The 22,456-nt window shown below is 54.1% G+C and carries 21 protein-coding genes and 1 pseudogene; 6 read left to right on the top strand and 16 right to left on the bottom strand.

Going from position 1 to position 22,456, the window contains the following annotated elements; genetic code table 11:
• Positions 1-55 precede the first annotated feature (55 nt).
• From cls to ACA070_RS18695, 3 genes are all read right to left on the bottom strand, one after another.
• The gene (gene cls / locus ACA070_RS18705; RefSeq protein WP_497447831.1) at positions 56-1,411 is read right to left on the bottom strand and encodes a cardiolipin synthase; all 1,356 of its coding nucleotides are present in this window, start codon (positions 1,409-1,411) and stop codon (positions 56-58) included.
• 133 nt (positions 1,412-1,544) lie between these two features.
• Positions 1,545-2,105, bottom strand: a complete 561-nt coding sequence (locus tag ACA070_RS18700; RefSeq protein ID WP_497447830.1) for a lipid-binding SYLF domain-containing protein — start codon at positions 2,103-2,105, stop codon at positions 1,545-1,547.
• A 292-nt stretch (positions 2,106-2,397) separates the two neighbouring features.
• Positions 2,398-2,760, bottom strand: coding sequence for a DUF6463 family protein (locus tag ACA070_RS18695; protein ID WP_497447829.1), 363 nt, complete (start codon positions 2,758-2,760; stop codon positions 2,398-2,400).
• Between the two features lie 169 nt (positions 2,761-2,929).
• On the opposite strand from ACA070_RS18695, the pseudogene ACA070_RS18690 reads away from it, so the two are divergent.
• A pseudogene (locus tag ACA070_RS18690) lies at positions 2,930-3,022 on the top strand (LysR family transcriptional regulator); the annotation flags it as partial.
• A 75-nt stretch (positions 3,023-3,097) separates the two neighbouring features.
• On the opposite strand, the gene ACA070_RS18685 reads toward ACA070_RS18690, so the two are convergent.
• From ACA070_RS18685 to ACA070_RS18645, 9 genes are all read right to left on the bottom strand, one after another.
• Positions 3,098-3,460, bottom strand: a complete 363-nt coding sequence (locus tag ACA070_RS18685) for a hypothetical protein (RefSeq protein WP_497447828.1) — start codon at positions 3,458-3,460, stop codon at positions 3,098-3,100.
• Positions 3,461-3,574: 114 nt separating this feature from the next.
• Positions 3,575-3,880, bottom strand: a complete 306-nt coding sequence (locus tag ACA070_RS18680; protein ID WP_497451983.1) for a panthothenate synthetase — start codon at positions 3,878-3,880, stop codon at positions 3,575-3,577.
• A 227-nt stretch (positions 3,881-4,107) separates the two neighbouring features.
• Entirely contained in the window at positions 4,108-4,245 is a 138-nt protein-coding gene (locus ACA070_RS18675; RefSeq protein WP_497447827.1) for a hypothetical protein, read from the bottom strand.
• A gap of 164 nt (positions 4,246-4,409) precedes the next feature.
• On the bottom strand, positions 4,410-4,727 hold the full coding sequence (locus tag ACA070_RS18670) for a DUF6966 domain-containing protein (protein ID WP_497447826.1): 318 nt from the start codon (positions 4,725-4,727) through the stop codon (positions 4,410-4,412).
• A gap of 182 nt (positions 4,728-4,909) precedes the next feature.
• Positions 4,910-5,182: a hypothetical protein gene (locus ACA070_RS18665; RefSeq protein WP_042932149.1), complete on the bottom strand. Its 273-nt coding sequence runs from the start codon at positions 5,180-5,182 to the stop codon at positions 4,910-4,912.
• A 427-nt stretch (positions 5,183-5,609) separates the two neighbouring features.
• Positions 5,610-8,351 (bottom strand): hypothetical protein, encoded by a 2,742-nt coding sequence (locus ACA070_RS18660; RefSeq protein ID WP_497447825.1) that lies wholly within the window; start codon positions 8,349-8,351, stop codon positions 5,610-5,612.
• A 3-nt stretch (positions 8,352-8,354) separates the two neighbouring features.
• Entirely contained in the window at positions 8,355-9,572 is a 1,218-nt protein-coding gene (locus ACA070_RS18655) for an SIR2 family protein (protein WP_497447824.1), read from the bottom strand.
• A 158-nt stretch (positions 9,573-9,730) separates the two neighbouring features.
• The gene (locus ACA070_RS18650) at positions 9,731-10,687 is read right to left on the bottom strand and encodes a hypothetical protein (protein WP_497447823.1); all 957 of its coding nucleotides are present in this window, start codon (positions 10,685-10,687) and stop codon (positions 9,731-9,733) included.
• Positions 10,688-10,870: 183 nt separating this feature from the next.
• Positions 10,871-11,332: a DUF6130 family protein gene (locus ACA070_RS18645; RefSeq protein WP_497451982.1), complete on the bottom strand. Its 462-nt coding sequence runs from the start codon at positions 11,330-11,332 to the stop codon at positions 10,871-10,873.
• Between the two features lie 329 nt (positions 11,333-11,661).
• On the opposite strand from ACA070_RS18645, the gene ACA070_RS18640 reads away from it, so the two are divergent.
• A complete protein-coding gene (locus ACA070_RS18640; RefSeq protein WP_131062666.1) occupies positions 11,662-11,937 on the top strand; it encodes an META domain-containing protein in 276 nt (91 codons plus the stop codon).
• Between the two features lie 69 nt (positions 11,938-12,006).
• On the opposite strand, the gene ACA070_RS18635 is transcribed toward ACA070_RS18640, so the two are convergent.
• Both ACA070_RS18635 and ACA070_RS18630 read right to left on the bottom strand, forming a co-directional pair.
• The gene (locus ACA070_RS18635; protein ID WP_497447822.1) at positions 12,007-12,435 is read right to left on the bottom strand and encodes a hypothetical protein; all 429 of its coding nucleotides are present in this window, start codon (positions 12,433-12,435) and stop codon (positions 12,007-12,009) included.
• Between the two features lie 43 nt (positions 12,436-12,478).
• Positions 12,479-13,756, bottom strand: coding sequence for a peptidase MATCAP family protein (locus ACA070_RS18630; protein ID WP_497447821.1), 1,278 nt, complete (start codon positions 13,754-13,756; stop codon positions 12,479-12,481).
• 167 nt (positions 13,757-13,923) lie between these two features.
• On the opposite strand from ACA070_RS18630, the gene ACA070_RS18625 reads away from it, so the two are divergent.
• Positions 13,924-15,783: an ABC transporter ATP-binding protein gene (locus ACA070_RS18625; RefSeq protein WP_497447820.1), complete on the top strand. Its 1,860-nt coding sequence runs from the start codon at positions 13,924-13,926 to the stop codon at positions 15,781-15,783.
• 194 nt (positions 15,784-15,977) lie between these two features.
• Here the strand turns inward: ACA070_RS18625 and ACA070_RS18620 are convergent, their stop codons facing one another.
• A complete protein-coding gene (locus ACA070_RS18620; protein ID WP_497447819.1) occupies positions 15,978-17,402 on the bottom strand; it encodes a GGDEF domain-containing protein in 1,425 nt (474 codons plus the stop codon).
• 504 nt (positions 17,403-17,906) lie between these two features.
• Between ACA070_RS18620 and ACA070_RS18615 the strand changes: the two genes are divergently transcribed.
• The 3 genes from ACA070_RS18615 to ACA070_RS18605 all read left to right on the top strand — a co-directional run bounded on the left by ACA070_RS18615 (position 17,907) and on the right by ACA070_RS18605 (position 21,518).
• Positions 17,907-19,265 (top strand): MATE family efflux transporter, encoded by a 1,359-nt coding sequence (locus ACA070_RS18615; protein WP_497447818.1) that lies wholly within the window; start codon positions 17,907-17,909, stop codon positions 19,263-19,265.
• A 624-nt stretch (positions 19,266-19,889) separates the two neighbouring features.
• On the top strand, positions 19,890-20,537 hold the full coding sequence (locus tag ACA070_RS18610; RefSeq protein ID WP_497447817.1) for a hypothetical protein: 648 nt from the start codon (positions 19,890-19,892) through the stop codon (positions 20,535-20,537).
• Positions 20,538-20,837: 300 nt separating this feature from the next.
• Positions 20,838-21,518 (top strand): phosphoribosyltransferase, encoded by a 681-nt coding sequence (locus ACA070_RS18605; RefSeq protein WP_497447816.1) that lies wholly within the window; start codon positions 20,838-20,840, stop codon positions 21,516-21,518.
• Between the two features lie 82 nt (positions 21,519-21,600).
• Here the strand turns inward: ACA070_RS18605 and ACA070_RS18600 are convergent, their stop codons facing one another.
• Positions 21,601-22,347, bottom strand: coding sequence for an SDR family oxidoreductase (locus ACA070_RS18600; RefSeq protein ID WP_497447815.1), 747 nt, complete (start codon positions 22,345-22,347; stop codon positions 21,601-21,603).
• Between the last annotated feature and the right edge of the window lie 109 nt (positions 22,348-22,456).

The following is a 22,456-nucleotide window of genomic DNA, read 5'->3' as shown; positions in this document are numbered from 1 at the left end:
GACGAAATACCCATCAGGGAGCAGGAGAGCGCATCCCGGCGATGCGCCACTCGACTCAGAGCCAGTATTGCCAGAGTCGCGCCATCTGCTCTTTGGCTTTCACCGTGAGCGAGCGGCGCTGCCACTTTTCCAGCTTGATTTCGTTCGACTTCGCAAGATCAGCCATGAATGCCGCCTGCATCTTTTTTCCGAACCCGGTGCCTAGCACAACTACGTTGACTTCATCGTTGTGCAGAAAGCTGCGCCAGTCGAGGTTGGTGGAGCCGACACTCGACCACACGCCATCGATGACTGCCGTCTTGACGTGGAGCAGCGCGTCACGGCGTTCGTAAAGCTTGACGTTGGCCTTCAGAAGCTCGCTGTAGTAAGCGCGTCCGGCATGAAACACCAGCGACGAATCAGTGCTGCTGGGCAGCACCAGTTTGACGTCGACGCCACGTGCCGCCGCCTCCTTGAGTGCTGCCAGCAACTGCGGATCGGGCACAAAGTAGGCGTTCGTCAGCCATATCTCGGTCTGCGCGCTATGCAGCGCCGAAATCAGCGTCGCGTAGATCAGGCTGAACGGCTCATCTGGCGAGCTGCCGATGGCGCGAACCACCTCGGTGCCTTTGCGCTCCTGTGGCGGAAAGTATTGGCGAGCGGCGAGCGGTTCACCTTTCTGGGTCGTCCATGTTTCGATGAACAGCTTCTGCAGATCCGCAACCACCGGCCCCTCGACGCGCAAGTCGGTATCGCGCCAGGGCAAATCACCAGTGGGGCGAGTCTTCGAGTGAGAGCTGAACGAGCCCCCCGAATAGACGCTGCTGATGTTGATCCCGCCAAGAAAGGCAATACGGCCGTCCACTATCAGCAGCTTTCGGTGGTCGCGCTGGTTCACGTCCCAGCCCGCTTTGGCCGTCGCCGGATTGACCGGGTTGTACTCCAGCACCTTGATGCCCGCTTCGGTCAATCGGGCGAAAAACGCTGAGGGTGTTCCAAGGGTTCCGACGCTGTCACGGATCAGATTGACCTGCACACCTTTGTGTTGCTGAGCGATCAGTGCGGCGGCGAAGCGCTGGCCGACTTCATCATCGTCGAAGATGTAGGTCTCCATGTTGATGTGGTCGCGCGCACCTTCCACGGCTTTGATCATCGACTGGTAGGTGGAGGGGCCGTCCTGCAGCAAGTCGACCTTGTTTCCTTCCGTTAGCGGACTACCGACAACGGATTCTTCGATAGCGAGGTGCACATCAAAGATGTTGGTTTCTGCGCCTGTGGACTTGAGTCGGTCGAGAATGGCTTTGCTGCGCTCGGCTGACAGAGGTCCGTGGACCCCGTCGAGTTGCACTGGCGCAGAAGGCGCGCGAGCCATGTCGGGCACTATCCTCGGCAATGTACTGCAGGAAATCACCATTGTCAGGAACACCGCCACGCACAGCACCAGAAGAATACATACACCCTTGCATCTGGTTAGAAGATTCATCAGGCCACCTCTTGGCGAGGACGGTGATAACGCTCTGTCGGGGCGTCTTGCAGACAACGCAAGGCGCCTTGATAGACGGCTTTCAGCGCTTGATCAGGGAAATCTTCGTGCCCTCGATGCTGACTCCGGCCATTAACCCTTGCTGGTCAAATATGAACGCGTAGGCATCGTCCTTCAACGTCGAACTGGACAGGTTCTTCGAGATCCCTTCATCCACTACAACGACGGTGGGCCCTACGCCGATTTCCCAACCCTTGGTTTCGCGAACATAGTTCACGGCTTTGTCGGTCATGAGGAAAACCACATAGCCATAAGACTGGGCACCGGCCTGCAACCCCCATGACCCGGTGACGGAGTTGTAATAACCCTCAGCTGCCTTGCCTTTGAACAAAACGCCTTCGCCATAGCTGCCACCAAACACAAGGCCGGCCTTGATGATTTTCGGGAAAACCAGTATCGCTTTGGCGTTGCGCGACATGGTCTCGGCAAATGGATGAGTCTTGTAGAGCGTTTGCAACGCTTGCTGAGAGTCGGTATTCAGATCCTCGGCGGTTGCCGCACCGGCAGAGTTCAGGAAACTCGCCGATGCCAGTGAGGCTGTCGCGAGGACCATGGATAGGAAGAACCGCATTGACTGAGTCATTTTCGTACTCCAATACGGGAGCATTGGATGTGAGCAGCAGTCTGCACCTGCCCCCGGCAGAATCCGAGCCTGCTGAAATAATCCGGCGCACCCTACAGTGTGTGGACGACTGGCTTCGTCCTTGGATGAAATAGGCTGGAAGCCTTTGATCATTGGCGATGCCATCAACTGCTTTGACCTCTGGGGGCGGGGCAGGTTCGTCGGTAAATACCGTGAGGTAGGGGAGGCCGGCCAGATGATTCTCGGATTTGTTTTGAAGAGAGTAAGCGAAGCGAACGGTTTGAACCGTTTGTCAGGCGTACAAGCCATACCCTGCCGCGATGATCAGTGGAGAAACCAGCAGCGTTGCCCAGAACCCCGACTTTGGAACAGCAATGACGCAAATGATCGAGATCATAAGCACATAGAGACCAACAATTTTAAGTAGCGCGAGATCGCCAACCGCCACGGCGTGAATCGCTGTATGCCCGGCGAGCATAAAAAGCGGCCCCAGCAGGGTAAACCAGAGGGCGGTACGCCGATCTTCGTGCGCTTTGAACTGGTCAACGAAGCCAGAGCCCACCGCGGCGGCGAATGCTGTTTTGAACTTGATAATACCGAATGGGATGTGTAAGACGCCCAAGGCGAACAGGGTCCATGCGACGATGTTTGACATATCTTCCATGCTCCGTAGCGGTAAGTGTTTGATCGGGTGTTTTGTACCTCAAAGACAGGTGTGGGCGCTTGCTATTTACTTCACTTGAAATGAGCAAACAGCCAATCCTTCGAATGCCCACACGCGGGGTCCTCGGCCTTTTTCTCATTGATCATCAAATACTGCACCGCCGTGCCCTTATCGCGAGGCCGCGCTGACGAGGCTGGCGCAGGCCGGGATTGCCCAGCGCACGGCGATGTTGTGCAGCAGCACTGCCTGGCTGAGTAAAATCAGAGCGTTAAAAAACCCGGCTGATAAGGCCGGGCTTTTCGTTGAGTAGTGCGGTAAAGCCATTCATTTACACAGCGCGGCTTTCGATCAGACGGTCGGAACCACCTTCAGCGACGCGGTTCTCGATCAAACGGTCGGAACCACCTTCAGCGACGCGGTTTTCGATCAAACGGTCGGAGCCACCTTCAGCAACGCGGTTTTCGATCAGACGGTCGGAGCCACCTTCAGCGACGCGGTTTTCGATCAAACGGTCGGAACCACCTTCAGCGACGCGGTTTTCGATCAAACGATCCGAACCACCCTCAGCCACACGACTTTCAATCAGACGATCCGAGCCGCCTTCAGCGACAACGGGGTGAGCAGAAGAAGCGGCGAAAGCGTTAACTGCAAAAACCGAGAAAGCGATGCTGAGAAGGAGTTGGCGTTTCATGATGGTGTGCTCCGGGGTGTAGTTGTTTGGTATGGAGGCGATGTTACGCCCCGGAGTTTTTAAGAGAACTTCATTGAGTTGATGGTGACTATCGATGGCGGCAATGGATGCGCCTCACGCCCAGGTTTGCCCGAGCCTTCCCAAATCGGCCTTTTGCAGATCCTCCGCGCTCAGCACAATTCGGAACTTGCAGTTGGCATTGAAGTTAAGAAAAAAGGGCTCGGCCAAAGCGGGGATGTCGGATGGCTCTTTCACGTCGACCAGAAAGATCCCGCCGCGCATGCCATCTTGCTCGGTAAAATACGCCGCCTCCGGCTTGATGCTAGCCAGAATGCGCTCAATCACTTCGCCCACCATCCCGGCTTTGACAAGCGAGTTGAAGGGTTCATTAGGGCATTCGACCATCAGTAACATCTTCATCATTCAATCCTCTGCTCAACCTGCAACCCGATAGCCAGGCCTTTGCGCCTGGCGCCCGTGCCGCCGGCCTTCAATTCCACAGTCCTCGCAGCTCGTTCTATCAAGAATAGCGAAGCGTGCGCCGGCCCTCGGGCAGGGTTACCGGTGGTCATGAAGCCTCGCTTCAAGAGGTGAGAAGTCCTGAGGGTCGGCCTTGCTGCGCGGCTCGGGGACGAACCGCTCAACGCTCAATTCGACTGCTTAAGCGGGTAGTTGCCGCGCAAGCCCCCGGACTTGTTGCCGGTTTTGCTGGGCAGGTTTGGCACGACCGGGCGGGATCTGGGTTGAGGGTTGGAGCGGCTGCGGGGTTGGGGTTGTTTGCTCATGGTGCGCCTCCTGATTTTTCAGGGTTTCGCGAAACCGCCTCCTGATATAGCTTAGCTGTTTGGCGTAATGGGCTGCATCGTTAGGCACTGGGCGAATGTGTTGGTAGTTACCCACTCCCGTCCGTGTCGTAACCGGTTGGTGAACCCGTCACAGAGTTAATCAGTCAGTCCTGCGCACGTTTTATGGAATTGGCGAGCGCTGCAGCTTCTCTGCGTAAAGCATCAAATTTCTCGTTCAACTCAACGTACCCGTGCTTCCAGGTAAAAACGCCATCGACGCGGCTTTGCCCAAGTACCACGTCATTGAGCGAGCCCATTCCACCATAGGCTGACAGCAAATATTCGATCCCATAATAATCAGAGTTAATCAGGTGGGTTCTGGCCTTGCGCATCCACTGGCTCCAGTGAGTGGCTCCATCGCTTTCAAGCACGGTTGCGAGTTGATCTAGAACACCAATCAATTGCTCGGTCGCTGGTCCCATTTTTCAAATTACCTAATCTGTATATCCAGCCAACGTCGGCCATTCGTATGATTATCGTCGCTTGGCATAAGGCAAATGTCGTCTTCCAATGACGAGTCAGCTCTGGAAGTGAAGGGCGCCTTGGAATTGTTTTGACTCACACCACAAACAAAACGGGCGCCTGACAAGGCGCCCGTTTTCATTTACTCCGCCGCCTGAGCCCGCAGGCGTCGGCCGATTACATCCATCAAGTCACAGCCATCGCGCAACGGAATGGCCAGCAGTTTGGAGAAGTCAGTCAACACCACCGTGTCGCAACCGAGCTCGGCCCGGAAGGCGATGTTTTCCAGCACCTGCGTGACGGTGCGGATGCGGTAGTCGGCCATGGCTTGCAGGACGTCGAGTGGAGCTTGGGTGTCGATGAGCAGGGAGGCCGGGATCAGGTCGATTCCGGTGAGGGGCATGTATCTTTCCATAGATGAAACTCCGATCAAGGCAAAGGTTGACTGTCCCTCAATCGTCGCCAAACGAATGGGTGACAGCTGTACGCAGGTTGGCGAACCGGGATCGGAAAACCGGCAGACCCGAAGGTCTCCCGCGCACAGCTGCCATAAAGACAGCTTTGCGAGCGTGCAACAGCGTCTGCAAGAAAGCACAGAGCTTTTGCACCCGATAACACAGGTCGCCAAACCTGGTCGCCATTGGGGCGACGGGGCGGACTATAAACTTCATTTGTCTGCGGTGGCAAGCGAGGCAACCCAAGGTTGACGTAGGATATCGTCGCCGCTGATGCTGCTTTTCCACTAACCATCATTAATCATCTTACAAACTATTGGCCTGTATTAAGCCTTTGCTTCAGAGTTTGCTGCGGCAATGCCAATCTGTGGCTTACCGATAATAGAGCTAACGACGCCTCGCTAATGTGGCTAATCGTCGAAAGGCTGGTAAGGTGGATAATTCCGGCGCAGCTTGACGTATTTGCTCTAATGCATCAGATAACTCCATGGGGACAACTGCACCTTCGATACCGCCGATCGTAGCATCAAAAAGTCTAAGTACAGCCGACGCCTTTTTTCGACTCTTACCTAAGTGTAGCTGCGGACTGCCATCCGGTCTGTCTCTAAAGCCGAAATCTAGTAGTGACCAACAACTAAAAGGGACTAGGAATCCCTCGATTGCATCTACAGCTTCGGGGAAGGCTGTGCCAGCCGCTGCTGGCAAATGTGCAAATGCGGAACTAACACCAGGGGTAGTTAATGAGCGCTCTTGAGGCCATACTTTTTTCAGGAATGGAAGTACTGCGCCACGGAAGATTGTTTCTACTTTTGTAATGCTATCTTCATGTGAGCGGTTTTTAACCATCTCAACTAAAAAACGATGCACAATTTGTGCTGCACTTGCCCGTACCTCATCCTCTACGGATCGTATTGCCTGCTGTATTGATGAATATGACACGGCTGCGTCACGAACATCGAGGAGTGAGTGCAAGGCTTCAATAACTAAACTTGATAGTAACGATTTTCTCGTCTCTCGGCCAAAGCGATGATCCGTAACTCGGCCAACTACTTGATCGCCAATAATGTTAAGTACTTTATTCGATTGGATACGACGAGCGATAGCTCTCCATAATGCAACTGCGCTGGATTCGTTGCTCCCAAGTGCTACTATTAAGCGCTTGCGAGTCCAGTCTTCATCGGCTTTAAGGAAATAACTCAAGCTCTCTATTAATCGATGTTTGGCAATTAGGCCGGCTCGGCCTGGGGTTGTTATTAGGCTTTCTCGCATTTCATTCAGAGGTTCATTGATTTTAAATGGGTTTCCCTTGGTTGTTTCAAGATTGGGACAAGCTTCGAGGAATACACTGACAAGTCTTCCTGCTGCCGTGTTTAAGGTGTCAAGATCCATCGGTTCTCGTCCAGCATCTGATTGAGCGACAAGATTTAGCTCAATCTCCTCGGAAGTTTCGACGACGGAATTTGTTGCTTTGACCGCGATCGGCCAAAATTTCCGCCAAATAAAAATTAACTCTGGAGAGGTGGCGATTAATTTTCTCCAAGTAGATAGCCAGTGGGATATTCCTTCTATGGCCTCGCTAGCTGAACTGTCTGTTAAATTCAGAAACAGAGTTACAACCTGATTTCCTTCTCGCTTTGAATAATCTGTTTCTTCTTCAGTGTTGTGACTGGATTCGGAGCCATGCGCCCAGCTAAAACGTGATAAAACCAACGGATATTTGCTAATGCTCTTTGGGGTCGATTGGAAGTCCTGAAGGAGTTTAGAGGCATTTTGCTCGGCTCGGATCCAATCTCCTGCGCGCTCGGCAGGATCATTTGCCCAGCCTCCCCGGGGAGATGACAAGGCATTTTCAAGTGATTGTAAGCGAACATCTCCTAATAATAGATCGAACTTATCATCGGGATTTGGTTTAACCCAGTAGGCGGTGGGTGAGCTTAAGAAACCCTCGTCGAGACGGTTCATTTGTAAAAGCTCTGGAAACTGATCTAAATTTTCACTTAGCCAATTTTGAGCGGCTTTCGGTAAAACTCCTTCTGCGAGTTCTATTCGTCGGAGCTCTCTCACTGTCCAATATCTTCGGGCTGATTTCAATTTTTGCGATGGGGTTTTACTTCCCCATTGGCTGGCTGGAGGTCCTTTTTTTATTCGGCGGATAATACTGAGCTGAGTTTCTTTGGAGAACTCGATGAACCGTACTGCGCGCAGTTCTGCTATTTCTGGAAAGTTATGTAGGTCCCAAAAACGGGTTTCGCTAAGTGAATTAAAAACATCTTCAATGTTTGCGATTGGCGCGGTGTCGGGATTTCGGGCTAAGGATGCCCAGAGCCTAATATGTATTGGATCATTAGCGATCACCCACTGTTTTAAGAAACGAGAAACTACTGAGGTGTCGATAGTCGAAAGTTGTTGTACAGTTGCATGGAGCAATTTAACCGACGGACCAATTCCTTCGTGGAATTCATCTTCGTCTCTATCCATGCTTCCGTTGGCTTTGGGTACGTATTCTACCCGATGGAGTATTCCCAATCGCCAAAGTCGTTTTTCTCCATCCCAGCCTATTTGCTTGGCAATATCCATGCCTTTTTGAACTGTCGCATCCAAGGCGTTTATAAGTCTTGTTAAAAACTCGGTATCAGCGATCTTATCTATTCGTAAAATACTTAAATCGACAAGTGTTGGACTTGAAAGAGTTGCATGCAATAAATTGTCTAAGCGCGGACGTGTACGATTGGAGTCATGTGGTCTACTAGTTTCTCTGATTCTCTTCTCCACTTTTATCTCTGGCGCGACTAGTTCAACTATTGAGTTGATTATGCTGCTGGAACGATCACCAGATTGAAGTCTTTCTTGTATTTGATAAACATCTGTCGATGATATATTGGTTCTGGTGGGGTTTTTCCAGCTTTCTTCGATCAGTCTCCAGGCAGATATCCAAGGCTCCTTTAATTTGCTTCCCTCTCTGTTTGTTAGTAGTACATTTATCGCTGTGCGCTTTATGAACTCATTGGGAGATAGGTTGAGTGCCCATTCAAGAGTGTGACGGCTACTCAATTTTCCATCAAGAAAAGCAATGATTATTCGTACTGTGGCCCGATCTTGGTCATTTAGGTTGAAGAAAATACTGCTCATAGATTACCCCCCTCGGACTTTTTCTGCGCAGACAGCAATAATTGCATCAAGCCAACCATTGTCAGCCCCGCATTTTGCAGAAAAAGCAGATAGTCGAGTTCTTTCATTATTATTGCTGCGGCGAATAAGGTGATCAAAAAGGTCACGATCAGAGTCAGTTGTTGCGTTTCGATTTTTCTTGACGATACGCTTGATCTCGTTATCTATTTTTTTTACATTTCCATTGATCGCGGATAATGTGGCCCACCGCTGTAAAGAACTTAGTAGGGCTATGTGTTTGTCTTTACTGTCATAACTGATCGGCGTGATACCGCGACCCTTCCAGTCCTCATCCGCGATAGGGTCAGGTCTGTCCAAACCTACAAAAGTGAAACGCTCCTTTAGGTCGTCGAATCTGGCTCCATCTGCAGCAACTGCGTTTAAAAGATAACGCATTGGAGGGTCATTGGCGCTGTAGCCGATTAGCACTAAGTGGAATAGTCTTGCCGCATCGTAGATGAAGTCAGGAACAGTCCGTCGTCTAAGGTAAAACTCTCCAAAATCGTGGTCAGTAACGATTAGATCTGAGAATCGCATTTGATCTCGATCTAGAGCGCCATGAATATGAAGTACGCCGGAAAAATCTGTACTTCTCCCAGGCCGAGGAATACCACCTAATGCATATGTAGGAAGTTTTAGTTTTGTTTTTCCTGCTGTTGCCGATTGCAATAAAAGGTCAAAATTTGTCGTTACGATGGTGGTCGCGCCGCCGCGATCAGCTAAACGCATAAGTGCTTTGTGTATCGGCGCAGGATTGTTACCGCCGATCCTCAGCAACTCAGCGATGGTTTTTCTCACTTGACTTGTACTCCCAGCCTGACGATCCATGCGACGCTCAAGCATGCCTAGCACAACGTCGTAATCGCGCAAAACAAATCGTTTTACTTCCGCCGCTTGTTGGTAACTGAGGGTATGCAGATTGCTTGGCTCAGGATCTCCATCTTGGAAGGTTGCGATAGTAGCGTGTACTGCTCCATCCAACCTTTTGTAAACATCGAGGACTAGTTTGCGGAAATCCGGAAGATTTGCAGGCATTGATACCCCCGCACCAGCGATAAATAGCACTTCTCCGCGTGCATGAGCCAGTAACAACCGCTCTGGGATTGATGGAAGGCCATCGCCTAGGGAGATGACGCGATCTACCGGATCATTTGACCCCGTATATGGTCTAGAGAGAGGCATGGTCATCCTCGTGTTTTTATAGATCATTCGAGCCTAGGATTAATGAATAAAGTGACTGGGCACGTCAATGTGGAAAAATCAGTCCCTTTATTTCGCTAATCGTTGTATCGGGTTGTTTGGTCGAAAACATTCCAGTTTTTATGTGTTTGTTTGTTTTATTAAATTTCGTTGTCATCTGATGGATTTCGATTTGTGACGCTTGTCAGCCTCTTTTTAAGTTTGTCTCGAAGGTCGCGGATATTTTCATATTCAGGGCAGTTGTACCCCGCTAGATCGAAGTGCAGCCCTGTGCCAGATTTTCGAAAAAGAATGACACGCTTGCCAAGTGCATGTGCAAAACCAATTTCATAATAGACATTAGGTCGCGCGCCTGTCAGGTCGGCAAATAGGAATTCAGAGCTCCGAATTTCGTTCAGAACTCGGTCAGTTATAAGGCCGTCATGTTCAATGTCGTCCGCTCGCACAGCTTTTACTTTGAAAGAGCTAAACACTGATCTCACCGTATCAGCAATATCGGTTAGTTCAGGATGGCTTGGATCCATCCACATCATTATAAAGGCTGTTCCGGTTCGGTATTTTGCTGGTTCCGTCGCAGTAACTAATGTGGTATTCAAGTCTGTTGTTTCCGAAGCTTCAGCTAGCTTTAGAACTGCTACTAAGGTTGATAGTTTTAGAAAAAATTCACTCTCGGCAGTAGTTGGAGGAATGCCTTGATTTTCAAACTGATCCGCAGGGCGAAAGCCTAATACCGTTCCTTCATCATGTATAGCGTCAGGTTCTCGATAACTATACCTGCGAAGCTGTAGAGTTGCGCGCATCGCTTTCGCCGAAATTTTGACGTCTTGTAAGTCTTCAGCGCCTGTTAGAATGGAAGAGCGTGCTATGTCAGATAGCGCAGCGCAAGTAGGAAGAAGCCGATCAATAATTGTGTTTGCGAAGAGCTGTAAATTTTTAGGTAATAATTCCCAGTAGTAGTTTGCCGGTTCGTAGTTCGAAGTAAAAGATAAGCGTGTATCTTCTTGTAGCTCTAATTCTGCCTGTAGGAAGTACTGCTTTGCATCGCTTTCAATGGATCTAAGTGATTCACGAATTTTTAGTTTTTTTTCTTCTGACATCTTTTTCGCTCCAAAAGCTTTTTATGGTATGTGCAGTTTGGTCTGGTTTTTTGTACCGGTGGTTTTTTTGAAAGCAGTCGTATCCCATATGTATTAGATGACAGACACATTAGAGAAGGGCGTGCCCCGAATAAGTCAGTCCCTTTTATTCTGTACCCTTTGATTCCCACAACCGTTATGGTTTCACCGCGTCAACGTGGGGAGCATCCTATTCTCCGGAACCACAAAACTCACCTCCGTACTGGTCAAGATCTTATGACTCGGATCAGCCACCTCAAGAAGCACCTTGTGAGTACCAGGCGTCAGCCCAACCAAAATAATCGGGTCTTCACTGGTGTGCGCCCAAGTACCTTTCCAGTCGTCGACGGTCACGTGAAGGTGGCCGAGTCGTGGTGATACTTCAACGGCCGTTTTGCCAAAGACCGGCATGATCCGGGCGTGCTCGGTTCGATACTGGATGATGACAACTCCGCGGGCGAGCGGCGCGGCGAGTGGCGGGTAGGCAATGAGTTTTGGCCCCGTCTCAGACTCCAATGGGAGTATGGCCGGTGGGGAATGGGTGTCTGCTACCTCTTGACCCCACGCGGCTATGCAAAAGAAGGCACCCAAAGCGAGGGCGGGTAGATTTCTGAGAGCGAGGGGCATGGCATTTTTCTCCCGCGTGATCTCATTCAAGGCTAGATCAAGCCGAGCCGTTGTCTATGCCAAGCTGCCACGCTCTGCAAAATAGCCGAGCGGGGAAAACAGAAACTGGGTGTTGAATACGAGCCTTTTAACGACTGGGATCGGCGAAAAACAGCCCGCGGATGGAGCGACGCAAAATGAGAGCTAAGCTTCCTTCTACTGTCGGGCTTATTGAGCAGATTGGGCTTTGCGGCCATGGCGTAAAACCGCCTTCAGCGGTTACCACGCCGTTACAACATCCTGCCGGATCTTGAGCGTTAGCCCTTCACCACAGCCTCGGAGGGGAGCCAATGAAACGTTTCGTCATGCTCATCGCGATCTCTTTGCTGACCACTGCTTGTCAGAGCACAAATGATAATGGCGTCACCCGACTGGACAATTGTGTCTGCTATAAATCGCCCGAGGGGCAACATTTGCAAGCATCGGAAATGGCTTGGAAAGACCCCGAAACGTTGCAGAAACAATTCTCACATTGCATTTGCCGAGCCTTGGTTGACCTGAAGAAGGTCGATGATCCCAGTAAACTTTTCGTACCCGGAACCGAGATAAGAACGGAACTGAAATAAGACACGTGTTGTGGTGTTTCCGATCACTCTCTGAAGATGGCGTGCGAAACAGGCCGCAACCGTCTGGGCTCAACGTCTATATTCAACGTACGGCCCCAAGTCGAAACCTTGCGTATCCCAGTTGATTCGATAAATCACTTCTTTCCCTGACTTGATCTTGGCCGCCACGGTTTTGATCGCGGCACCCGCACATAATCCAGATTCGGCGAGTCCGGTGCCGAGATTCACTTCACCGGCCGGCAAAATGAAAGATGCCTTCTGACCGGGACCTATCTTGGCTGCGCGCTGACCATCAATGTAGAACACGGCGTCACATCCCGAACCGACAAACCCGTCATCACGGAGAACGGTCAGGCGTCCCGGATCTTTCGTACCCTGGCTTTTGATGGCGTACATCTCACTGGCCGGCACTGGCCGCGCTTCAGAAACCCGCATAGGTGATGTTGCGCACCCGCTCAAGGCCAGCAATAGCGCTGCCGTTGCGATAATCCTTCGCATGATTTTTCTCTCCTGAAACAGGGCGAATGTATCGGTACCGTGATCACAGGGCGCTCGCATCGTTTTCGTGGTCATCTGCAAATGCCATGAGCACCTCCAGATCGAGCACATCCAGTTTTATCTGGGCGATAAAAGCGGAGAAGGCCAGGTTGGCGGCGAGTAGACGTAGATCGCAGGCCCAGGCCGGTACATGGGTGGGTCCCTGGAGCCAGCCGGACTCGAATAGAGGAGCCAGGCGTACGGTATCAGCCAGGCTGAGGCGTCCCGCAAACAAATGCCCCACCAGTTCCGGTCGATTGTCGCGGATCGCGATGCGCAGCAGGGTATGGACACCCAGCAAACCCGTCAGGTAGGCGGCATCCTTGGTAAACGCCGAACCGCCACGCAGGTCGGCGCCACGGAAGACCCGCTGGGTTGAGCGGAAGGACTCCTCTTGCGACTGGCCGGCGGCAAGAAAGCCCTCGAATACCTGTATGAAATCGGCGCCGTCCAACGCTTGCTGGACCGCAAGCACGCGCAGGGCCAGGCGGCGCAATCGGCTGATGTCCATACTGCCCGTGAACAGTTCTGCCAGGGTGGCAATGCCTTCCTGAGTTTGAGTCGTGCGTGGTGCTCCCAAACCCAGGCTTTTGAGGTTGGGCTGGAGCGCGCCATTTTGTGCGGTAGCGACATGCACGAAGGCCTCATGTTGCAATAATTGATTTTTGTCCAGCTCAGAGAACAGTGCACCGCTACGTAGACGAATGCGGCTTGACCCGGCGATCGCCTTGGCAGCAAGGGTCGGGTCGAGCACGACCGTGACCCGGCCCTCGCCAAAAAAACGGTCCAGTTCCGGCTGCATCCAGGCGGCGAAGGCCTCGGCCGGGATATCAGCCTGAGTCGGTGGAATCCGGGCACCACCCAGCAGGGCGTCGGTGGTCGTGAGAAAGAAATGGGCCGCGTCCAGCATGCTGAGTTTCTGGCCCGGATAATAGAAATCCGGGCGCCGGTACAACGCGGATGAATATTGAGTGAAGGCGGGAGTGCCAATCGCACCGAGCATACGTCCAGCCGTGGCATAGCTACGCGCTGTCATGGCGAGGTAGTTCCCGGCTGGATGCCCCTGATCGCAACGCCCGATAAAAGCTTCCAGAGCGGCGATGTCAGCGCCGTGCTCGCGTGGGCGCTGCTCGACTTCTGGCAATGCTGCTTTCCCTGCGCGCCAATGCGCCAGGAAGACTTCCTCGACGCCATCCGGCCAGGACAGGGCATCCAGTACGCGGATCTTGCGAGCCAGACCGGGTAGCGCGGCATCAAGTTCAGACAGGGGGGCGCTGCTCATGGACTCTCCCTTGAAAGACGAGGTTCATTAGAAAAAGCTTAGCCGCTGCGACGCATTGCGTTGTACCCGGTCAAGGGGCCTTTTGCTGTTCACATCAACTTCGCAAAACCCTCAAAGCAACCGTTCAATGGCAGAATCTCCTACACTTGATCGTTTTGGAGAACAGCATGCTTCGTGCGTTTGAACGAAGACTCGACCCCTTTCCTCCTGACGAGGTACCACCGCCACCCGCTGGCCTGGCTCGCTTCCTGTGGGCCTGTACCCGGGGCGCCCGCGGTTACATCCTTGCGCTTGCGTTGCTCAGTGCCGGTGTGTCGATTTACGAAGCCTGGCTGTTTTCCTTCCTCGGGCAGGTCGTGGACCTGCTCTCGACCTGGCAGGCAGGCGGTGAAGCGGCTGCGCAGGAAAGTCGCGTGTTGTGGGGCATGGGCATCGTCATGGTGACCAGTGTCGGGCTGGTGGCGCTGCGTACCATGGTGCAGCACCAGATATTGGCGATTAACTTGCCGTTGCGGCTGCGCTGGGACTTCCATCGCCTGATGCTGCGGCAAAGCCTTTCGTTTTTTTCCGATGAGTTCTCCGGCCGGGTCACTACCAAGGTGATGCAGACTGCGCTAGCGGTGCGCGACGTGCTATTCACCCTTATCGAGATCGCACCCGGGATCGGGGTGTATTTCATTGCGATCATCGCACTGGCCGGCGGCTTCGCTCTGAAACTGATGCTGCCTTTCGTTGCCTGGGTCGTGTTGTTCGGTCTGGCCATGCTGTACTTCGTACCCCGTCTGGGGAAAGTCGGGCAGGAACAGGCCAATGCGCGGTCGATGATGACCGGGCGTATCTCAGACGCCTACACCAACATCACGACGGTGAAGCTGTTCTCCCACTCCAATCGTGAAGCGCACTTCGCGCGTGCAGCGATGGAGGATTTCAAGCAAACCGGCTTTCGCCAGATGCGCCTGGTCAGCCAATTCGAGATCGTCAACCAGGCATTGGTGGTGGCGTTGATCATGGCGGCAGGTGGCTATGCCCTGTGGCTATGGCACCAGGGTGAGGTCGGCGCGGGTGCCGTAGCGGCAATCACCGCCATGGCGTTGCGTATCAATGGCATGTCGCACTGGATCATGTGGCAAATGACCTCGCTGTTCGAGAGCATCGGCACCGTACAGGATGGCATGGCCACCTTTACCCGTGGCCCAAAGGTAAAAGACGCGCCGGGTGCGGGCGTGCTGGTGACCTCCGGCGGTGCGGTCACCTTCGATAAGGTGAGCTTCAACTACGGTGGCGAACGCCAGGTGCTCGATGGCCTGAGCCTGAGCATCCGCCCGGGCGAAAAAATCGGCTTGGTTGGCCGCTCTGGCGCCGGCAAATCCACGCTGATCAACTTGCTGCTGCGCTTCTATGACGTCGACAGCGGGGAGATTCGCATCGACGGCCAAAACATCGCACACGTGACGCAAGACAGTCTGCGCGGCTCCATCGGCATGGTCACGCAGGATACCTCCCTGCTGCACCGTTCCATTCGCGACAACATCGCCTACGGTCGTCCCGATGCGACCGACGCGCAAATTCGCAGCGCCGCGGCCAATGCCCAGGCCGATGAGTTCATCAGCCAACTGAGCGACCGGCAAGGTCATACCGGCTACGACACCCTTGTGGGTGAGCGCGGCATCAAGCTGTCGGGCGGCCAGCGCCAACGCGTCGCGATTGCCCGTGTGATGCTCAAGAACGCCCCGATCCTGCTGCTTGACGAGGCCACCAGCGCGCTGGACTCGGAAGTCGAAGTCGCCATTCAGGAAAGCCTTGATGAAATGATGCAGGGCAAGACCGTGATCGCGATAGCCCATCGGCTGTCCACGATTGCGGCCATGGACCGGCTCATCGTCATGGATGACGGGCGCATCGTCGAACAGGGCACTCACACCGAATTGCTTGGGAAGAACGGCGTCTATGCGCGGCTGTGGCACCATCAAAGCGGCGGGTTCCTGGGTGAGGATAAAGGAGTGGTCGAGGCCATGGATCAGGTGTGAGGGGCTAGGGTGCGCAGCCGGAGTCGGGTGCACAAAAATATCAGCCTGGATCAAAGGCTTGTTTTTGGGTGGCGCGTACTCCGGGACTTAGAGGTGCGAATGTATCTGCTTGGTTTTTTGGAAGTGCCGCCTAGCCGCTTCTGGCCGATGCTGCCTGTTGTGATGGGCAAAGCTGAGTATCGGTGCCAACGCTTTCACAGCGATTGGAGGCTGGTTTTGATGGTCGTGACCACACGGTTACGGCCTTCGTGTTTAGCGTGATACAGGCGTTGATCGGCCGTACGCAGAATGACCTCGATGGTGTCGCCGTCGCGGCCAGATTGCGATACACCGATGCTCACTGTGACCACGGTTGACCGCTGCAGGCCATGAAAAGAATTATTTGCAACGCTGCTTCGCAGACGCTCAGCGATTACATGCGCGCCTTCTAGTGACGTCTGAGGTAGCAATATCATGAATTCTTCGCCGCCCACTCGGGCTACGCCGTCATACGGCCGGATCGAATCGAGGCATGTTTCCACGAAACTCTTCAGGATGTCATCGCCAACCTGATGTCCGAAGCGATCGTTGATGGACTTGAAATTATCCAGATCGAGCGCCAATACGGAGAACGGCTCACCACCTCGCTTGGTCCGGCTAATTTCGACTTCGACCCGCTCCATGAACCGACGCCGATTATCAGCGCCAGTCAGTGGATCGGTCGCCGCAAGGTGCCCGAGTTCTTGATTGGTGCGCTGGAGTTCCTGCAGGGCACTCTCGGTATAGGCCATTGCTTCGGCAAGACGGACCATCAACTCCTCTTGGCTGTAAATCTTCGAGAACGACCGCGTGGTGAGGAATGCTTGCACGACCCCATAGCTCAACATGAAGAATCCACCGGCGAAAATCGCATGAGCGAGCCACCACATGTGGTTCCACGGACGTGCAAGGATAAAAGCAAGCGATGACAGCGCGAACGCGGTGACCGAGATGACAAAGATCATCATCAGCGGCGAGCGGATACGGCGCAGCAGGAGCATTATCACGGTCAATGTGGAAAGAACGAGGGCTCCCCCTTCCATCGAGAGGCGCACTGCGAGGTTACCGGCGATCGGCGAACTCGCGACGTATGCCACTGCCACGTCAACCAGCAGGAACAGTCCTATCCAGGTCAGCCACTGGCGGGCTTTCATTCGCTGGTCCGCGGCATCGGGTGGGCGGTGGTACGACAGCATTCCGACTAACAGCAGAACCGACATGACCAGTCGAGAGGCGGGTCCATACAGCAGGAAGAGCCAGATATTGTGGTGGGCAAGCCCGGTGAACGCACCATGCAACGCGTAGATCACTACAAAACCGAGAAAACCAAGCGTCATCCATCGCAGCAGCGGATCTCCCGATGATTGATAGCAGCGCCACGTGACGTAAGTAACAAACAAGCCTGCCAAGGTGGCTGCCGTTATCGCAAATATATGGAACAGGTGGTTCTCGAAGATAAGGGTGGGGTCTTGGAAGAAGTATAAGTAGCCAATCAAATAGGCCGGAACAAAAGCAAACCCTGCGAGCAACAAGTAGGCGTAAACCTTCACCAGGAAGCGAATGGCTTCAGGTGGCTCGCCGGTGGCGATGAGATTGCTCATGGTTCCCTCCAATTTGACTCCATTTAGCCAACACCGGTCCGATGTTGGAGCCGCTTACAGGCCAACGGCCCCTCGCATCATTACGCGAATATGGGATGAGCCGATCTATTGCATTTCAATATTAGACGCGTTACCAATTTCTGCTGCCAAAGCAGGTGAAAATGTTCAAGCGAACGCCATTCACCGACAACGAATTTCTCATTATTCGCATTGGCCAAGGGTTAGCTGTCCTTCCTCAAAACCAGATGGACACCATGCCTGGGCTCGCGGAGTCAGCTAGAAGGCTTTGCCGGACGCATACAGTTAATTGCCCCAGTCTCCCTCGACACAGGAAGATGTCCGATGGGGTAGCTTTGGTCCGATTTCGGTCAGTCGTAAGAGACAGGAGGTGGCCGAAAACTGACATCGTCCATACTCTCTAAATCTTCGAAATCGGAGCGCGTTGGCATCAGCTCCCTAGCGTAGAATTTGCACCCGCGAGCCCCCACCCGAGACGGACCCTCAATGCAAATCCCCACAACCAATCACCCCCTCTGGAAAACCTACCTCCTTTTCCTCGCCCCCATGGTCCTCTCCAATTTCCTCCAATCCATGTCGGGCACCATCAACAGCATCTACATCGGCCAAATGCTCGGCGTCCAGGCCTTGGCGGCCGTCTCGGGCATGTTCCCCATCGTCTTCTTCTTCATCGCCCTGGTCATCGGCCTCGGCGCGGGGGCGGGCGTGCTGATCGGCCAAGCCTGGGGCGCGCGTGAACCGCATCTGGTGAAAACCATCGCCGGCACGACGTTGCTGCTGGGCGCAATGATCGGTCTGGTGGCGGCGATATTGGGCAGCGTCTTCGCCAGACCCGCCCTGCAAGGCCTCGGCACGCCCGCCGACGTGCTCGACGATGCGGTGTCCTACGCCCACGTGATGATGTGGATTATGCCGTCGCTGCTGGTCTATGTGCTTTTCACCCAACTGCTGCGCGGGGTGAGCGATACGGTGTCGCCGCTGATCGCGTTGGTGGTGTCGACGTGTATCGGGTTGGCGCTGACGCCGGCGTTGATTCGGGGTTGGTTCGGCTTGCCAATGATGGGGATTCAGAGTGCGGCGTATGCCGGGTTGGCGGGGAACTTGTCGGCGATGGGGTGGCTGGCGTGGCGGTTGATTAGCAAGGGGCATCCGTTGGCGCCGGATAGGGAGATGTTTGCGGCGATGCGCCTGGACCTGGTAATCCTCGGCAAGGTGTTGCGCATCGGCTTGCCGACCGGGTTGCAGATGGTGGTGTTGTCGGTGTCGGAGCTGGTGATTCTGGCGCTGGTGAATCAGCACGGTTCGCAGGCGACGGCGGCGTATGGGGCGGTGACGCAGATCGTCAATTACGTGCAGTTCCCGGCGCTGTCGATTGCAATCACCGCGTCGATTCTTGGCGCTCAGGCGATCGGGGCAGGGCGCCTTGAGCGCATGGCGCCGATTCTGCGCACGGGGCTGTTGATCAATGTGTGCCTGACCGGTGGCCTGGTGGTGTTGGGTTACCTGTTGTCGCACTGGTTGCTGGGGTTGTTCCTCACGGAGGATTCCACCCGGGCGATGGCGGAGCATCTGTTGCACATCATGCTCTGGAGTCTGTTGGTGTTTGGCTTCCAGGCGATTGTCGGCGGCATCATGCGCGCCAGTGGTTCTGTGCTGGTGCCGATGGCGATTTCGATTTTTTGCGTGGTCGGCGTGCAGTTACCGGTGGCGTATGTGCTGGACGGGCAGTTCGGGTTGCAGGGTGTGTGGATGGCGTTTCCGGTGGCGTATCTGGGGATGCTGATGTTGCAGACGGCGTATTACAAACTGGTCTGGCAGCATCAGAAGATTGAGCGGTTGGTGTAGGGTAGCGACCACAGCGATCTGTCCCTGATCGATGCCCGGACCTGCGACGCAAGTTCCGCCAGTAATCAGGTCTTCATCTTCCTTGGCGAGTGGAATGGTAAAAGTATGACTGTTTCAGTGGGGGCAGGTCCTAAATGCGAGCAGCTCGTTATTGCACTTTTCGTAAGTAACCTAACAACTAATGGATCCAATAAACAATATTGGAAACCCCTGTAATTCACCAGCCCAGTTGTCATGGGGCTGACAGAGAAGTTGATACGTTAGTACCGGCGTGTGGGACGTTCACAATAATCACCGTTTGTCGGTGGTCTGCTCAAAAAATGAACATTCCGGGCTCACAGGCCTCTGATCCTGCAGCACGTCACCCAAGACCTGCTCCTGCAGCCGCAGAAAAGAAGTGGAAAATAAGCCTCATGGCATTGAATGCCAATGGGGATTTTTTTACCTGAAATTCAGGAGGCAATAAATAGCCGGTCAATGGTTCGCCAGGCGAATCAATGGGCTACGCAGTGCCAAGTCTATGAGTTGGCATATCTTATAAAAGTAAGATCGCGCAGGGTTTTGAAGAGTTTAATACCCTGTTTAATATCGATCTGTACTATCGAATAAGGTGGAGAAAGTACCGTGGCGATAAATACAATTATGAGCCTGCTCGAAAATAAAGAATGCATGGAATTTTTGCGATTGGGCGTTATTTACGTTCATTTGGTAGCGTGTTGTGTAGCCATCGGCTTGGTATTGACCAGTGACATGGCGATGGTTAGAGACCTGTTAAAACGAAAAACATTTACTGAGCATGATAATGCTCATTTGGAAAGTCTTCAGAAGTCTGTCATCGCTGCATTGATAGCGTTGTGGGTGACGGGTGCCGCAATCATCGGTATTGATTACCTGGAAAAAGGTATGAATTACTTTATGAATCCAAAACTTCACGCCAAAGTGATTATTGTCGTGTTGCTGAGTTACAACGGGATCTTGTTGCATCGCCTGGTATTGCCCGCACTGCAAAAGGCGGGCTCCTTGCTCAATCTCGGTTTCAGCGCACGGATGATGGCGCTGTTCTGCGGCTCGCTGTCGGCCGTGTCCTGGATGTATGCGGCCATGCTGGGGGTCGGGCGCCCGTTGGCCTGGAAATACTCTCTCTCCGAACTGTTGATGGCGTATCCGGTCCTGATTGCACTGGGTTTCCTGACGATGCTGGCATTGACTCAGCGTCTGAAAATACAGGACTCCATCGTTATTTCTCCGCAGACAGTAGCGAGCGCACGGTAGTCCGGTTCACTGCGTAAAACTTGCGGGCTTTTACTGAGCCTGACAGGCGCGACCTTCTTTGTGCAGGTGATCATAAAAGCCTGCATCAGGGAGGTCGCTTTGTTTTAAGTCAGAAGTCCGGATGCTTCCAGACATTAAACACTTCTGTGTAAAGCCTTGTATGAGTTCGCGCTGACGCCGGCGATGCGACCTGCGGGCGGGTATATCATGGCCGAACTTGTTGCAGGCCAGTCAGACCGACAATCCTGAGTGACCATCTGACGCGAACCGACAGGCGTGATCGCCTGAGGAGGTTTTCCAATGAGTCTCTCATCGCCCACCATCCTGCAAGACCGGGCCGCAGCCGGTCGGCGTCTGGTGGAACCGCTGATCAAATACGCTCATCGCCCCGACGTCATCGTCCTCGCCTTGCCCCGTGGCGGTGTACCGGTGGCCTATGAAGTGGCCACTGCCCTGGAAGTTCGCCTCGACCTGATGCTGGTGCGCAAGCTCGGGGTTCCGTCCCATGAGGAGTTTGCGATGGGCGCGATTGCCAGCGGCGGCATCCAGATCCTCAACGAACACGCGCTGCGGGTTCACCCGATTGATCAGGCCACGTTCGAAGCGGTGGTTGCCCGGGAAACGCGGGAGTTGTTGCGGCGTGAGCAGGCTTACCGGGGAACGCGCGCGCCGGTACAGCTCAAGGATCAGGTGGTGATTCTGATCGACGACGGCCTGGCGACAGGCGCCTCGATGATGGCGGCGGTCCACGCGGTGCGGGTGCATGCGCCGGCTCGGATTGCCGTCGCTGTGCCGGTTGCGCCAATCGAGACAGCGGAGGCGCTGCGCAGTGAAGTGGATGAGCTGATTTGCCCGTTGATGCCGGAGTGGCTGATGTCGATCGGCCGGTGGTACATGGATTTTTCCCAGACCTCGGATGCAGAAGTCATCAGGCTGTTGCAGCGGGCCTGGCTGAGAGAGTCCGGCTCCGCTCAACGGTAAGCGGGCAGGGCGATTTGATTGTCTTCAGTGCGTCGCTGCTTGCCTGCCCATCCGAAATCACAATTGGACTGGGCTTTGTCGTCTAGTGAGTCTCAAGCCAGTCCTGAAACCGCGTCGCGCCGACAATGGGATTGGCGCCCGGTGTCAGCGACTGGTCATCGATCGGCGCACCGAAGTAAGGAACCGTGTCGTCCGCGACGGTCTGGCGCGGGTCCTGGGTGTGCTTCAGGTAATCACTCGCGAACTCGATGAGGGGGCGGTTTTCAGGGCCGGCCACCTCGACGGTCTGATTGATCGGCGCTTTCAGTGCGATCTCGGTGAGTGCGTTCGCCACATCATCCGAGGCCACCGGTTGCAACGCGGCGGACGTCAAGTGGATGGTGTCGCCTTCCTCGCGCCCGGAGTGAGCAATGGCGTGGATAAACTCGAAGAACTGCGTGGCCCGCAAAATGGTGTAGGGAATGCCCGACTTCTTGATCAGTTTTTCCTGGGCCATTTTCGCCCGGAAGTAACCACTGTCGAGCATCCGCTCGGTGCCGACGACCGACAGGGCAATATGGTGTTTGACGCCGTCGATCTTCTCCGCCGCGATCAGGTTGTGCCCGGCGGTTTCGAAGAAGTGCAACGCAGCGTGGTCTTCGAAAGAGGGCGAGTTCGCCACGTCGACCACCACGTCCGCACCTTTTAACGCCTCCGTCAGCCCTTCGCCGCTGATGACATTAACGCCGGTGCTCGGCGACGCCGCCAGGGCTTCATGCCCCAGGTCCTGCAGGTTCTGGCAGAGTTTGCTGCCGATCAGCCCGGTGCCACCGATGACGACGATTTTCATGTCCAGCTCCCGATGCGGTGAGTGCTTCAGTCATTAAACACCTGTGCGGGTGGCGGTATCGGGCGCTGGATCGCGTTGGCCGACAGATGGTCGGAAGTCTCAAGGCCAA

The organism is Pseudomonas sp. LBUM1678 (assembly GCF_059695575.1).
The sequence above is the reverse complement of the archived record's forward strand: the minus strand, read 5'-3'. Positions and strand labels throughout refer to the sequence as shown.

Coding starts and splice junctions, on each gene's coding strand:
- ACA070_RS18695 (WP_497447829.1), bottom strand. CDS start 2,760: ATGTCAAACATCGTCGCATGGACCCTGTTCGCCTTGGGCGTCTTACAC.
- ACA070_RS18640 (WP_131062666.1), top strand. CDS start 11,662: ATGAAACGTTTCGTCATGCTCATCGCGATCTCTTTGCTGACCACTGCT.
- ACA070_RS18630 (WP_497447821.1), bottom strand. CDS start 13,756: ATGAGCAGCGCCCCCCTGTCTGAACTTGATGCCGCGCTACCCGGTCTG.
- ACA070_RS18645 (WP_497451982.1), bottom strand. CDS start 11,332: ATGCCCCTCGCTCTCAGAAATCTACCCGCCCTCGCTTTGGGTGCCTTC.
- ACA070_RS18670 (WP_497447826.1), bottom strand. CDS start 4,727: ATGGGACCAGCGACCGAGCAATTGATTGGTGTTCTAGATCAACTCGCA.
- ACA070_RS18600 (WP_497447815.1), bottom strand. CDS start 22,347: ATGAAAATCGTCGTCATCGGTGGCACCGGGCTGATCGGCAGCAAACTC.
- ACA070_RS18665 (WP_042932149.1), bottom strand. CDS start 5,182: ATGGAAAGATACATGCCCCTCACCGGAATCGACCTGATCCCGGCCTCC.
- ACA070_RS18660 (WP_497447825.1), bottom strand. CDS start 8,351: ATGAGCAGTATTTTCTTCAACCTAAATGACCAAGATCGGGCCACAGTA.
- ACA070_RS18685 (WP_497447828.1), bottom strand. CDS start 3,460: ATGAAACGCCAACTCCTTCTCAGCATCGCTTTCTCGGTTTTTGCAGTT.
- ACA070_RS18635 (WP_497447822.1), bottom strand. CDS start 12,435: ATGCGAAGGATTATCGCAACGGCAGCGCTATTGCTGGCCTTGAGCGGG.
- ACA070_RS18625 (WP_497447820.1), top strand. CDS start 13,924: ATGCTTCGTGCGTTTGAACGAAGACTCGACCCCTTTCCTCCTGACGAG.
- ACA070_RS18675 (WP_497447827.1), bottom strand. CDS start 4,245: ATGAGCAAACAACCCCAACCCCGCAGCCGCTCCAACCCTCAACCCAGA.
- ACA070_RS18605 (WP_497447816.1), top strand. CDS start 20,838: ATGAGTCTCTCATCGCCCACCATCCTGCAAGACCGGGCCGCAGCCGGT.
- ACA070_RS18615 (WP_497447818.1), top strand. CDS start 17,907: ATGCAAATCCCCACAACCAATCACCCCCTCTGGAAAACCTACCTCCTT.
- ACA070_RS18700 (WP_497447830.1), bottom strand. CDS start 2,105: ATGACTCAGTCAATGCGGTTCTTCCTATCCATGGTCCTCGCGACAGCC.
- ACA070_RS18680 (WP_497451983.1), bottom strand. CDS start 3,880: ATGAAGATGTTACTGATGGTCGAATGCCCTAATGAACCCTTCAACTCG.
- ACA070_RS18620 (WP_497447819.1), bottom strand. CDS start 17,402: ATGAGCAATCTCATCGCCACCGGCGAGCCACCTGAAGCCATTCGCTTC.
- ACA070_RS18650 (WP_497447823.1), bottom strand. CDS start 10,687: ATGTCAGAAGAAAAAAAACTAAAAATTCGTGAATCACTTAGATCCATT.
- ACA070_RS18655 (WP_497447824.1), bottom strand. CDS start 9,572: ATGCCTCTCTCTAGACCATATACGGGGTCAAATGATCCGGTAGATCGC.